Annotated in this window: 9 protein-coding genes; 5 read left to right on the top strand and 4 right to left on the bottom strand. The window is 66.0% G+C overall.

Annotated features, from left to right (window positions below):
• Window positions 1-198: 198 nt before the first annotated feature.
• From ACUXVH_RS10995 to ACUXVH_RS10975, 5 genes are read left to right on the top strand one after another with little or no spacing between them, the layout of a single operon-like run.
• Window positions 199-2,748 (top strand): acyl-CoA dehydrogenase, encoded by a 2,550-nt coding sequence (locus tag ACUXVH_RS10995; RefSeq protein ID WP_015635565.1) that lies wholly within the window; start codon window positions 199-201, stop codon window positions 2,746-2,748.
• Between the two features lie 30 nt (window positions 2,749-2,778).
• Window positions 2,779-4,131, top strand: coding sequence for a 3-oxoacyl-ACP reductase (locus ACUXVH_RS10990; protein WP_053151577.1), 1,353 nt, complete (start codon window positions 2,779-2,781; stop codon window positions 4,129-4,131).
• 3 nt (window positions 4,132-4,134) lie between these two features.
• Complete coding sequence (locus ACUXVH_RS10985; protein WP_065364017.1) at window positions 4,135-5,025, top strand: MaoC family dehydratase; 891 nt, start codon at window positions 4,135-4,137, stop codon at window positions 5,023-5,025.
• Window positions 5,025-6,323 carry an acetyl-CoA C-acetyltransferase gene (locus tag ACUXVH_RS10980; protein WP_011061231.1) on the top strand — a complete coding sequence of 433 codons (1,299 nt, stop codon included), beginning with the start codon at window positions 5,025-5,027 and terminating at the stop codon, window positions 6,321-6,323. Before ACUXVH_RS10985 ends, ACUXVH_RS10980 begins: the two co-directional genes overlap by 1 nt.
• A gap of 19 nt (window positions 6,324-6,342) precedes the next feature.
• The gene (locus ACUXVH_RS10975; RefSeq protein WP_015635569.1) at window positions 6,343-8,046 is read left to right on the top strand and encodes a long-chain-fatty-acid--CoA ligase; all 1,704 of its coding nucleotides are present in this window, start codon (window positions 6,343-6,345) and stop codon (window positions 8,044-8,046) included.
• Between the two features lie 81 nt (window positions 8,047-8,127).
• Here the strand turns inward: ACUXVH_RS10975 and ACUXVH_RS10970 are convergent, their stop codons facing one another.
• The 4 genes from ACUXVH_RS10970 to ACUXVH_RS10955 are packed head-to-tail and all read right to left on the bottom strand — an operon-like array spanning window position 8,128 to window position 12,796.
• On the bottom strand, window positions 8,128-9,423 hold the full coding sequence (locus tag ACUXVH_RS10970) for an efflux RND transporter periplasmic adaptor subunit (RefSeq protein WP_065364018.1): 1,296 nt from the start codon (window positions 9,421-9,423) through the stop codon (window positions 8,128-8,130).
• Window positions 9,413-10,903 carry a TolC family protein gene (locus tag ACUXVH_RS10965; RefSeq protein WP_011061234.1) on the bottom strand — a complete coding sequence of 497 codons (1,491 nt, stop codon included), beginning with the start codon at window positions 10,901-10,903 and terminating at the stop codon, window positions 9,413-9,415. The genes ACUXVH_RS10970 and ACUXVH_RS10965 overlap by 11 nt, the downstream gene beginning before the upstream one ends.
• A complete protein-coding gene (locus tag ACUXVH_RS10960) occupies window positions 10,896-12,095 on the bottom strand; it encodes an ABC transporter permease (RefSeq protein WP_053158448.1) in 1,200 nt (399 codons plus the stop codon). Before ACUXVH_RS10960 ends, ACUXVH_RS10965 begins: the two co-directional genes overlap by 8 nt.
• Window positions 12,092-12,796 carry an ABC transporter ATP-binding protein gene (locus tag ACUXVH_RS10955; RefSeq protein ID WP_065364019.1) on the bottom strand — a complete coding sequence of 235 codons (705 nt, stop codon included), beginning with the start codon at window positions 12,794-12,796 and terminating at the stop codon, window positions 12,092-12,094. Before ACUXVH_RS10955 ends, ACUXVH_RS10960 begins: the two co-directional genes overlap by 4 nt.
• Window positions 12,797-12,974 lie beyond the last annotated feature (178 nt).

Raw genomic sequence — 12,974 nt, 5'->3', positions numbered from 1 at the left:
CAGGACCCGTCTTGACCTGCCATTTCCCCAAGCCCTGGCTGACATCGTTCGGCCGTTGTGCGTTGCTGAAATCACTCAAAACAATATTTAAAAATAAAATTTGAAACGCGGCAGTTTCCTTTGTAGGGTGATCTTCGAGGGGCCGGCACAACGCCCAGGCTCCAAGTGGTCGTCTGCATAGAACAAGAGAGGTATTCCATGATTGTCTGGTTATTGGTGGGACTCGCCGCTGCGTTCGCACTGGCCTATCGGCAGGCCCCGGCATCCTGGTGGCTGGGCTCGGCCCTGGTCTGGCTGGGGGCAGGGCACTGGTTGGGCCTGGTGGGCTCGCTGGGCATCAGCCTCGCGGCGCTGCTGGTGGTGCTGCCGGCTGCGCTGTTGAGCGTCAAGCCGCTGCGTCGGGCCTTGCTCACCCGTCGTGCCCTGGTCATGTTCCGCAAGATCATGCCGGCCATGTCCGACACCGAGCGCGCGGCCATCGAATCCGGCACGGTCTGGTGGGATGCCGAGCTGTTCAGCGGCAAGCCCGACTGGTCGCGCCTGATAGGCGCCGCGCCGGCCAGCCTGAGCGCCGAAGAGCAGGCGTTCATGGACAACGAAGTGGAAACCCTGTGCGACATGGCCAACGACTGGGAAACCACCCAGGTCTGGCAGGACCTCTCGCCCAAGGCCTGGCAATACACCAAGGACGCCGGCTTCCTGGGGATGATCATTCCCAAGCAGTACGGCGGCAAAGGCTTCTCCCATTACGCTCACTCCCAAGTGGTGATGAAACTCTCCACCCGCTGCTCGGCGGCGGCGATCTCGGTGATGGTGCCCAACTCCCTGGGCCCGGCCGAACTGCTGCTGCACTACGGTACCGAGGCCCAGCGCCAGCATTACCTGCCGCGCCTGGCCCGGGGCGAAGACATTCCCTGCTTCGCCCTGACCAGCCCCTATGCCGGCTCCGACGCCGGGGCCATTCCCGATACCGGCGTGGTCTGCAAAGGCCAGTTCGAGGGCCAGGAAGTGCTGGGCTTCCGGGTTACCTGGGACAAGCGCTACATCACCCTGGGCCCGATCGCCACGGTGCTGGGCCTGGCCTTTCGCGCCGAAGACCCGGACGGCCTGCTGGGCACCAAGGGCAGCCTGGGGATCACCTGCGCGCTGATTCCCACCACTCATCCCGGGGTCAATACCGGGCGTCGCCACTGGCCGCTGAACGCGGTGTTCCAGAATGGCCCCACCACCGGCAAGGATGTGTTCATCCCCCTGGAATGGGTGATCGGCGGTGGCGACCAGGTGGGCAACGGCTGGCGCATGCTGATGGAATGCCTGGCCGCCGGGCGCGCCATTTCCCTGCCCTCGGCCAACGTCGGCCTGGGCAAAGTGGCGGTGCGCGGCACCACGGCCTACGCGGCGATGCGCAAGCAGTTCGGCCTGCCCATCGGCAAGTTCGAAGGGGTGCAGGCGCCCCTGGCCCGCATGGCCGGGCACCTGTATGCCTGCGACGCGGTGCGCAAGGTCTCGGTGGCGTCCCTGGATGCCGGCGAGAAGCCCTCGGTGATCTCGGCCATCGCCAAGTACCACGTCACCGAGCGCGCCCGGGCCATGGTCAATGACGGCATGGACATCGTTGCCGGCAAGGGCATCTGCATGGGGCCCAACAACTTCCTGGCCCGGGCCTACCAGCAAAGCCCGATCGCCATCACCGTGGAAGGCGCGAACATCATGACCCGCTGCCTGATCATCTACGGCCAGGGGCTGATCCGTTGCCATCCCTATGTCTTTCGCGAGATGGAAGCGGCCCGGGATACCGGGCGCAAGGGCCTGGAAGCGTTCGACAGCGCGATGTTCGGCCACATCAGCTTCGTCTTCGCCAACACCGTGCGCGCTGCCGTGCATGCGGTCACTGGCGGGCGCCTGATCAAGGCCCCGGGCAACACCGACAAGGCCCTGGCCGGCTACTACCGGCAGATCCAGCGTCTGTCGGTGGTCCTGGCCCTGGCCTCGGACATTTCCATGGGCGTGCTGGGCGGTGCCCTCAAGCGCAAGGAAAGCATCACCGGGCGCCTGGGGGACATTCTGTCCCAGCTGTACATCCTGTCCTGCGTGTTGAAGCGCTTCGAGGACGATGGCCGGCCGCAGGCCGACCTGCCGCTGGTGCACTGGGCCGCCCAGGACTGCCTGCTGCGGGCCCATGAAGCCCTGGCCGAAGTGCTGGACAACTATCCGTCCAAGGCTGCCGCGCGGATCATCCGTGGCCTGAGCTTTCCCCTGGGCATTCCCCAGCGCAAGCCGTCGGATCGCCTGCTGGCGCAAGTCGCCGAACTGGTGCAAACCCCGGGCCCGACCCGCGACCGCTTGCTGGCCGACTCCTACATCCCGCAGCCGGACATCGACAAGCTGGCCTATGGCGAACTGGCGTTCCGCCTGCAGCCACAGGTGGACCTTATCGAGGCGCGGCTCAAACCGGCGATCAAGCAGGGCAGCCTGGCGCCGTTGCCGATCTCCCGCGAGGCCTTCGTGATCTGGCGGGTCAAGGCCCTGGAGCTGCAACTGATCAGTCCGGACGAGGACGAGCTGCTGGGGCGCTATGTGGAATACGGCGACCACGCGATCCAGGTCGACGATTTCCCCCAGGACTTCGGTCTGCTCGAAGCCCTGCAACAGCGTCAGGCGCACTTCGAACAAAGCGCCAAGCCGGCCTCGCGCAAACGCGCGGCCAGCAGCGAAGACGCGGTGGCCGCCAGCGATTCGGCCTATTGACCCTCTACAGGATTGGATCGGGATCTTTTTATGTCTGACGGTTATCTTTCGTTCGTCAATTCCGGCTGGGGCCGCTGGCTGGCCCAGCGCACCGGCCTGCCGCAACCGGTGCCGCTGCAACGGCACCGCGAGGGGCAGGGCGGCAACCTGCTCAACCCGGTGGTCCTCGCCGCAGCGCCCGAGGGGCGCCTGCTGGGCGAGCTGCAACGGATCTTCGCCGCCACCGACACCGTGGCGGCCCAGGCCGCAAGCATCACCGCGCCTTCCACGGTGAAGGTCCAGGGCCTGGTGTTCGATGCCAGTGGGGTGGCCGACATCGCCCAGCTGGACGAGCTGTACCGCTTCTTCCACGCCAATGTGCGGCGCCTGACTGCCCACGGCCGGGTGCTGGTGCTGGGTACGCCGCCGGAGCACTGCAAGGAACTGGCCCAGGCGGTGGCGCAACGGGCCCTGGAAGGCTTCGTGCGTTCCCTGGGCAAGGAGCTGCGTCGGGCCATCACGGTGCAGTTGCTGTACGTCGAGCCCGGCGCCGAAGCCGAGCTGGACAGCAGCCTGCGGTTCTTCCTGTCGCGCCGCTCGGCCTATGTATCGGGGCAGGTGGTGCGCATCGGCGAACCGGTGGAAGTGCCCCGGCACATCGATTGGCAACAGCCCCTGGGCGGGCGCCGGGCACTGGTCACCGGGGCCTGCCGCGGCATCGGCCTGGCCATTGCCAAGGTCCTGGCCCGGGAGGGCGCCCAGGTGGTGTGCCTGGACATTCCCCAGAGCGAGGCCGAGCTGCAGCAGGCGGCTGCCGGGATCAAGGGCTGCGCCCTGGCCCTGGACATCACCGCGGCCAACGCCGGGCAACGCCTGCTGGAGTTCGTCGGCGAGCACGGCGCCTTCGATATCGTGGTGCACAACGCCGGCATCACCCAGGACAAGACCCTGGCGAAGATGACCGAGGCAGCGTGGCGCAAGGTCATGGCGGTCAACCTGGAAGCGCCGCTGCTGCTCAGCCAGGCGCTGCTGGAAGGCCAGGGCCTGAATCCCGGCGGGCGCATCGTCTGCGTCTCGTCGATTTCCGGGATCGCCGGCAACCTCGGGCAGAGCAACTACGCCACCTCCAAGGCCGGGGTCATCGGCCTGGTGCAGAACCTCGCCCCTTTGGCGGCGCGCCAGCAGATCACCGTCAATGGCGTGGCCCCGGGTTTTATCGAAACCCAGATGACCGCGAAGATCCCGCTGATGATCCGCGAGGCCGGGCGGCGCATGAACTCCATGAACCAGGGCGGGCAGGCCGAGGACGTGGCGCAAACCATCGCCTGGCTGGCCCATCCGGCCTCCGGCGGGATCAATGGACAGGTGGTCCGCGTCTGCGGGCAAAGCCTGCTGGGGGCCTGAGCCATGAATGCTGATACCGCAATTCGCATCATCGAGCCGCCGCCCTCCCGGGGGCAGCTGCTTTACGACGGCATCCGCAGCCTGCGCAAGCCCAAGCCGGACGCCGCGCCCCAACTGCCGACGGAGCGCCTGGTGCGCCCGGCGGTAGAGCTCAAGGCCGACGAAATAGCCCGCTACGCCCAGGCCTGCGGCTTTCGCCGGGAACACGGAGTGCCGCTGGCGTTTCCCCATACCCTGGCTTTCCAGCTGCACCTGTTGCTGCTGACCCGACCGACGTTTCCCTATCCGGCCAGCGGCATGGTCCACCTGGCTAACCGTATCCGTCAGTACCAGAAACTGGAGGAGGGCCAGGCCCTGCGCCTGGAGGTATTTGCCGAGCGCTGGCTGGCCCATCCCAAGGGCCAGGCCCTGTCGATTGCCACCCGTGCCCACAGCGGTGGCAGCCTGGTCTGGGAAAGCGACAGCCTGTACCTGCGCCGCGGTGTAGCCGGGCCCATCGGCGAGCCCTGGGAGGGCTTGTTGCAATGGGATGAACACGCCCTGGTGCGCACTCAGCGCTGGAGCCTGGGAGGTGACCTGGGCCGCCGCTTTGCCCAGGTCAGCGGCGACTTCAACCCGATCCATACCTCATGGCTGGGCGCCCGGCTGTTCGGCTTCCGCCGGCCCATTGCCCACGGCATGTGGACCCTGGGCCGGGCCCTGGCGGCCCAGCAACCGCCCCATCCACTGGCGGCGGCCCAACTGGACTGCGAGTTCAAGCTGCCGATCTTCCTGCCGGCGGCGGTGACCCTGTGGAATCGCCTGCCGGACGGCCCGCGCCATGAGTTCGAAGTGCGCAACAACGCGGGGGACAAGCCCCACATGCGCGGTCTATTTATCTGGGGAGCTCGTTGATGGCTGAGTACAGTTTCAATCCGGCGCCGGTACGCCGGGTGGCGATCCTGGGCGGTAACCGGATTCCGTTCGCTCGTTCCAACACGGTATATGCCAATGACAGCAACCAGGACCTGCTGGTGGCGGCGTTGCAGGGCCTGGTGGATCGCTACGGCCTGTCGGGCCAGCGCCTGGGGGAGTTCGCCGCGGGGGCGGTGATCAAGCATTCGCGGGATTTCAACCTGGCCCGGGAAAGTCTCTTGTCCACCACCCTGTCGCCGCAGACCCCGGCCTATGACCTGCAGCAGGCCTGCGGCACCGGCCTTGAGGCGGCGCTGCTGGTGGCCAACAAGATCGCCCTGGGGCAGATCGAAGTGGGCATTGCCGGGGGCGCCGACACCACCTCCGACGCGCCCATCGGCATTAACGAAGGCCTGCGCCGCACCTTGCTCCAGGCCAATCGCGCCAAGGGCACCGGCAACAAGCTGCGCAGCCTGCTCAAGGTGCGCCCGGGGATGTTCTTCAAGCCGTTGCTGCCACGCAACGGCGAGCCGCGCACCGGGCTGTCCATGGGCGAGCACTGCGAAGAAATGGCCAAGCGCTGGCAGATCAAGCGCCTGGCCCAGGATGAACTGGCCCTCACCAGCCACCACCAGTTGAATGCGGCCTACCAGCGCGGCTTCTTCGATGACCTGATCACCCCGTACCGCGGCCTGAAACGCGATAACAACCTGCGGGCCGACGCCAGCCTGGAGAAGCTCGCCGGCCTGGGCCCGGCCTACGACCGCCACAACGGCACCCTGACTGCCGGCAACTCGACCCCGCTCACCGATGGCGCCTCGGTGGTGCTGCTGGCCAGCGAAGACTGGGCGGCGGCCAACAACCTGCCGGTGCTGGCCTACCTGCGTACCGGGGAAACCGCCGCGGTGAACTTTGTCGACGGCAGTGAAGGGCTGCTGATGGCCCCGGCCTATGCCGTGCCGCGCATGCTCGCCCGGGAGGGCCTGAGCCTGGAGGATTTCGACTTCTACGAGATCCACGAAGCCTTTGCCGCCCAGGTGCTGTGCACCCTCAAGGCCTGGGAGGACGCTGATTACTGCCGGGACAAGCTCGGCCTCGACGGACCTCTGGGCAGCATCGAGCGCAGCAAGCTCAACGTCAACGGCGGCTCCCTGGGCTGCGGGCATCCGTTCGCCGCCACCGGTGGGCGGCAACTGGCGACCCTGGCCAAGGCGATCCATGAGCGCGGCGGCGGCCGCGGGCTGATTTCCATCTGTGCAGCAGGCGGGCTGGGCGTAACCGCCATCGTCGAAAAATAAAATAACAAGGAGACTGCCAATGAGTGTCGTGAGCCTGCAACCCGTCGAGCGTATCTGGCTGAACGCTTACCTGCCGGGAGTGCCCAGCGATATCGAAGCGGAGATCGACCGTTACCCGTCGCTGCGGGAAGTGTTCCTCGAACACGTGGACAAGTATCGCCAACGGGTGGCCTATGTGAGCATCGGCACCGAGATGGGCTACGACCTGTGGGAGAAGCGGGTATTCGCTTTCGCCGCCTGGTTGCAGTCCAAGGGGGTGAAGAAGGGCGACCGGGTGGCGTTGATGATGCCCAACTGCCTGCAGTACCCGATCTGCCTGTTCGGCACCCTGCTGGTGGGGGCCGTGGTGGTCAACGTCAACCCGCTGTACACGGCTCACGAACTGCGGCACCTGCTCAAGGACAGCGGCGCCGAGACCGTGGTGATCTTCGAGAATTTCGCCCACACCCTGGAACAGGCGATGCCGGGCAGCCAATTGAAGAACATCGTGGTAGCCGCCATCGGTGACCTGCTGGGCACCTTCAAGGGCGCAGCCCTGAACTTCGCCTTGCGCCATGTGCAAAAGCAGGTGCCGAAATTCAACCTGCCGGGGGCCATCCGCTTTCCGGCGATGATGAAGCTGGCCAGCGTGCTGGAGCACCGCCCGGTGGAACTCAAGCAGGATGACATCGCCTTCCTGCAATACACCGGCGGCACCACCGGCGATGCCAAGGGCGCCATGCTCACGCACCGCAACATCCTCGCCAACCTGATGCAGGCCAAGGCCTGGGTCGGTGACCAGCTGGACGAGAACCAGCAGGAAACCAACGTCACCCTGTTGCCGCTGTACCACGTGCTGTCGCTGACGGTGAACTGCCTGATGTTCATGTGCCTGGGCGGGCGCAACATCCTGATCGCCAATCCGCGGGACGTGAAGCGGGTGCAGATGATCCTGCGCAAGGAAAAGTTCAGCGGCATCGTCGGGGTCAACACCCTGTTCAACGGCCTGCTGGAAAACGAAGAGTTTCGCGGTCGGGATTTCTCCGACCTGAAGCTGGCGATTGCGGGCGGCATGGCCACCCACACCTCGGTGGCCCGGCGCTGGAAGGAAGTCACCGGGGTGCCGATCATCGAAGGCTACGGCCTGACCGAGTGCTCGCCGGTGGTGAGCATCAGCCCGATCGACATTGCGCGCATGCGCGAAGGCGATTTCACCGGGACCATCGGCGTACCGCTGCCTTCGACCTGGGTGCGCTTCGTGCGCGAGGACGGCCAACTGGCCGAGCTGGGCGAGGAGGGCGAGCTGCAGGTACGCGGGCCGCAGGTGATGAAGGGCTACTGGCAGCGCCCGGAGGAAACCGCCAAGGTTCTGGATCGTCACGGCTGGCTGTCCACCGGGGATGTCGGGGTGATGAACGAGCAGGGCTTCATTCGCCTGGTGGACCGCAAGAAGGACATGATCCTGGTCTCCGGTTTCAACGTGTACCCCAACGAGATCGAGGATGTGGTGGCCCTGCACCCGGGGGTGGCGGAAGTGGCGGCGATTGGCGTCGAGGATGATGTGACCGGCGAGAAAGTGAAGATCTTCGTCGTGCGCAAGGACCCGGCGCTGACCCAGGACCAGTTGCTGGCCCACTGCCGGGAATACCTCACCGGCTACAAAGTGCCGCGCTATGTAGAGTTCCGTACCCAAGAGCTGCCCAAGACCACCGTGGGCAAAGTCCTGCGCCGCGCCCTGCGCTGACCTGCAGGAACCGGCTTGCCGGCGAAGAGACCCCTGGGCCTTGCGCCGTTCCCGAGGGCGCCTTCGCTGGCAGGCCAGCGCCTACAAGGTGTTGGGCAGGCGAACCTGGCCCGGTTGCAGGCCGAACACTTCCACGCCCTCCGGGGTCGATTGGCCCACGGTCACCGGCACCCGCTGGCCTGGTTGATCGGCCGTTGCCCGGTATTCCACGCTCATGCCGTCGGCGTCGCGCTGGATCGCCGCAGGCGGCAGCACGATGGCCTGGTCGTTGCGGTAGGTGACGATGGTCAGCCGCGCGCTCATGCCCAGGCGCACCCGTTGCAGTTGTTCGCGGCTGAGCTTGGGCACCGACAGGGTCACCGGGAATTGCGCTCCGGCACCTGCGGTTTCGTTGGGCAGGGCCAGGCTGCTGACGATATCCACCACGCCTTCCAGGCGTTCACCATCAAAGCCATCACCGAGAATTTCCACGCGCTGCCCCTGGTGCAGTTGGTTGATGTCCAGCTCCGACACCTTGCTGACGATCTTCAGCTGTTCGATGTTGGCCAGGCCGAACAGCACTTGCCCGGGGCTTAGGCGTGAACCGGTCTGCACCGGACCGTTGGCGGCACCGGCGGTGTTCGGGCCCGCGCCGCCATTGGGTGGCGGCACCACGATGCCGGCAAAGGGGGCGACCACGTTCTTGTGCTCCAGCAGTTTGCGCAGGGCGTCGTACTTGACCGTGGCGTTGGTCAACTCCATTTCGGCAATCTGCCGGTATTCCCCCGTGCCCTGGTTCAGCGCCTGCTGCAATTCACTCTGGGCGGCGGCCAGGTCCAGGCGCTGCATCTGTGCCTGTTGCTCCTGGTCGTTGAGCTCGTTGCGCGGAATGATTCCGCGCTGGAACAGGTTCTGGCTTTCCCGCAGCTTGCGTTCGGTATTGGCCAGGGACATCTGCGAGTTGCGCAGGGTACGGCGGGCCCGGGTGACCACGGCGCCGTTGTTCCAGTCCTGCAGCTCCTGGACGGTGCGGCGGGCCTTGAGCAAGGTGGAAAGGGCTTCGCGCGACTGGATTTCCACCAGCCCCGGGTCCATCTGCAAAAGGACCTGGCCGGCCTCTACGCGCTGGCCCTGTTCCACCAGGCTGGCCTGCACATTGCCTTCGAACGGGGCGGTGAGGACCACGGTCTTTTGGGGTTCGATCTTGCCCACCAGGCCGATCTGGTGAGTCAGTACCGTGCCTTGCACGCTGACCCAGCGGGCCTCGCTGGCCGGAGTGCTGGCGGGGGACTGGAGGGTGACCAGGGCAGCGGCGCCCACGGCGAGGGCGACGGCCAGGGCCAGCGCTTGCAGGGTATGGCGACGGCGCTTGCTCGCCTGCGGCTTGTCAGAAGTCATTGAGCGCAATGTCCCAGCTCTCCAAAGTCATGCCCAGGGTCAGGTCCAGTTGCGTCTGGGCGTTCAGGTAGGCGATCAGCGCATTGAGCCGGGCATTCTCGGCGTTGCGCAGGTCACCCTCGAAACTCAGCACCTGGAAGTTGCTGGAACGGCCGGCACTGAGCTTTTCCCGTTCGATGTCCAGCTTGCGCTTGGACAGTTCGCTGGCGCGCTGGGCAATCTCGTACTGGCGCCAGCGGGTGCCCAGGTCGCGCACCACGTTGTTGACGTCACGCTCCAGCACCTGGCGGGCATCGGCCAGGAGGATTTCCTGGTTCTCCACATTGACCCGGGCGTGGACCTCGGCCTGGCGGGTACTCAGGTCGCCAATGGGAATCTGCACCTGGACCCCGGCGTAGCTGTCCCAGCGCCGGTCCGAACCGTTGCTGGTGTCATTGTCATAGCGGCTGCGGGTCTGGTTGGCCCCGGCCACCAGGGATACGTCCCAGCGCGACTGGTCCTTGGCGATCACCAGGTTCAGGTCGGCCTGCTGGCTGCCCAGCAGGGTAGCCAGGTATTCGGGCTGCTGGATCTGCGCAAGCCGCAGGGCCTCGCGCTGGTCGATGCTGATCTTGGCCGCCTGCAGGGCCTCGCTGGCGTGGATCCGGCTGGACATGTCCAGGGCCAGCAGACGCAGCAGCGACAGGCGGTTGACGTCCACCTGGTTGCGCGCTTCCTCCACCCCCAGCTCCTGGCTGGCGATGTCGGCTTCGGTCTGCACGATCTCGAACTCGGCCATGCGCCCGGCGCTGATCAGCGCGCGGTTGACTTCCAGCAGGGCATTGGCGCGTTTGAGGGCTTCCTGGGCGATGGTCAGCTGTTCCTGGGAACGCAGCAGCTCGCGGTAGGTGGTAATGATCGCGGTGATGGTCTGGGCGACCCCGGCCTTGAGGTTGAGGCGGTTGCTTTGTTCGGTGATGCGCGCCAGGCGCAACGGCGCGGTGGTCACGTCCCAGCCGGCGCCGCGCAGCAATGGCTGGATGATCGCCAGGTCCAGGCCGTCGCTGCGCTGGCGGCCGGCCCGATCGGCTTTGTTCAGGTCCTGGATCCAGGCCATGCTCAGGCGTGTGCCGTACTCGCTCAACAGGCTGGTGGCCGGGGCCATGTTGAGGTTCTGCGTGGTGTCGCTGCTGCCCCGGGTGGTGCGGTAGTTGCCGGTGATCAGCAGCTTGGGGTTGAACACATCCTCGGCCACCCGCAGGTCGAACTTCTGCGCCACCCGCTGCAGGTACGAACTGCGGATGCTGCGGTTGTTGCGCAAGCCCAGGTAGACCGCGTCCCCCAGGGTCAGGTCGGTGACCTGCTGGCTGAGCAGGGCGCTGCGCGAGTAGTCGCTGCGCATGGTGGGAGCGGAAGGGCGATCCACCCGCTCATCGGCGCTGAGCGCCGGCAAGTACAAAAGGCACAGGCAGGCGAGTGTTCGCAGGCGCCAGTCATTCATCGCGCAACGCCTCCACCGGTTGCAGTCTGGATGCCGAAATGGCCGGGTACAGGCCGAAAAACAGGCCCACCAGCAGGGTGCTACCGATCCCCAGCGGCAGTGCGGCTCCCGCCAGGGAGAAGTGCCAGCCGGACATCCGGGCGTAGATAAAGGCCGAGGCGACCCCCAGTATCGCCCCCGACAGGGCGCCGACTGCGGTCAGGCTGACCGCCTCCAGCAGGAACAGGTTGCGGATGTCCTTTTGCCGGGCGCCCAGGGCCATGCGGATGCCGATCTCGCGGCGGCGCTCCGAGACATTCATCAGCATCACGTTCATCACCCCCACGCCACCCCCCACCAGGGAAATGCCGCCCAGGGCCATCAGCAGGTAGCCAAAGGTGCGGCTCTGCCGGGTCATGCCGTCGATGATCTGCTGCGGTACCTGCACTTCCACCTCACGTCCGCGCAGGATCTTTTTCAAGGCCTGGGTCATGGCGGCGGCGACCTGCTCCATGTTCTGGCCACCGGCGACCCGGGTCACCACGTTGTCGATCTGTGGCGAAGGGAAAATCCGCCGCATGCTGCCCTGGGGCAGGAACACCGAGTCATTGGCCTGGATTGGCACCAGCACCGCGCTGGGCTGGTTCTGCAGGATACCTATGACCAGGAACAGGTAGTCGTTGATCCGCACCCGGTCCCCCAGTTGCAGCGGGGCCCCGGCGGCGCCCAGGGTCTGAGCCACCTGATGGCCGATCACCGCATAGATTTCGTTCTGATCGAAGTCCGAGAGAAAGCGCCCCTCACGCAACTGCAGGCGCATGGCCGGCGCCAGCTCGGCGGTCGCGCCCACCACACTGGCGTTGGCGGAGCGGCCATTGCGGATCAGCGTGGCGCTGAGCAACACCGTCGGGGCAATGTTGATCAGGCTAGGCACCGCCTGGCTCAGCGCCCGGGTGTCCAGGGCCGCGGGCAGCGGCGTGCGGCTGTCGGCGCTGGCGGGAAAGCGGGCCACCAGGGTGTCGGTGCCCATGTTCTGGAAGATCGCCGCGGCGTCCTCGGCGGCGTTGTGGCCGATGTTGATCAGTGCCACCACCGAGGAACTGCCGATGACGATGCCCAGCAGGGCCAGGATCGAACGCTTGCCCAGGGTGCGCAGGCTGACGAAGGCTTCGTGCAGCAGCTGGCTGGCGCTTTGCTCGACTTTGAGGCTCATGCCGGGCAGACCTCCTGCACCACGCCATTGGTGACACGGATCTGCCGTTCCAGGCGCTGGGCGATATTGGGGTCGTGGGTGACGATGATCAGGGTCACCCGGCGCTCGCGGTTCAGCGCCAGCAGCAGGTCCATGATGTCCTGGGCGGTGTGGCTGTCGAGGTTGCCGGTGGGTTCGTCGGCGAGGATCACCGAGGGTTCACCCACCAGTGCCCGGGCGATTGCCACCCGCTGGCGCTGGCCGCCGGAAAGGTCCGCCGGGCGGTGGCCGGCGCGTTGCCCGAGGCCTACCTGGTCGAGCATGTGCATGGCCCGCTCCAGGGAATCACGCCGGGCCACGCCGCGGTAGCTCAGGGGCAGGGCGACGTTGTCCAGGGCGCTGAGACGCGGCAGCAGGTTGAAGCTCTGGAACACGAAGCCGATCTGCTGGTTGCGGATCGCCGCCAACTGGTCGGGGCTGGCGCGGAAGATATCGTGGCCGGCAAAGTGATAGTCGCCGCTGTCGGGCAGATCCAGCAGGCCGAGAATGTTCAGCAGGGTGCTCTTGCCGGAACCGGAGGCACCCAGGATGGCGCAGCTTTCACCGGCGTCGATGCAAAGGGAGACGTTCTTGAGAATGTGGAGCGGTTGCTCCGCCAGCCGATAGCTCTTGCCTATGCCCTGCAGGGAGATAAAACCTTGCTCGATTATCGTCTCTGTCATCGCTTACCGCGCCGGCTGGCTCGACTGGCTGCTTGAACAACCACGGGGCGCAGGGATCACGCAACAGGGGTATTCAGGGGCAGGGCCAAGCTCTGGTTTTATTTATTATTTTAAAAACATTGTTTGAATAGTAACTGCGTTCATCCTGCCACGCCAGCCGTCTGAACCGGGTAATTGA

Source organism: Pseudomonas sp. 8(2025), assembly GCF_052665325.1.
Note: the sequence above shows the minus strand (reverse complement) of the source record. Positions and strands in the feature narration are given on the sequence as shown.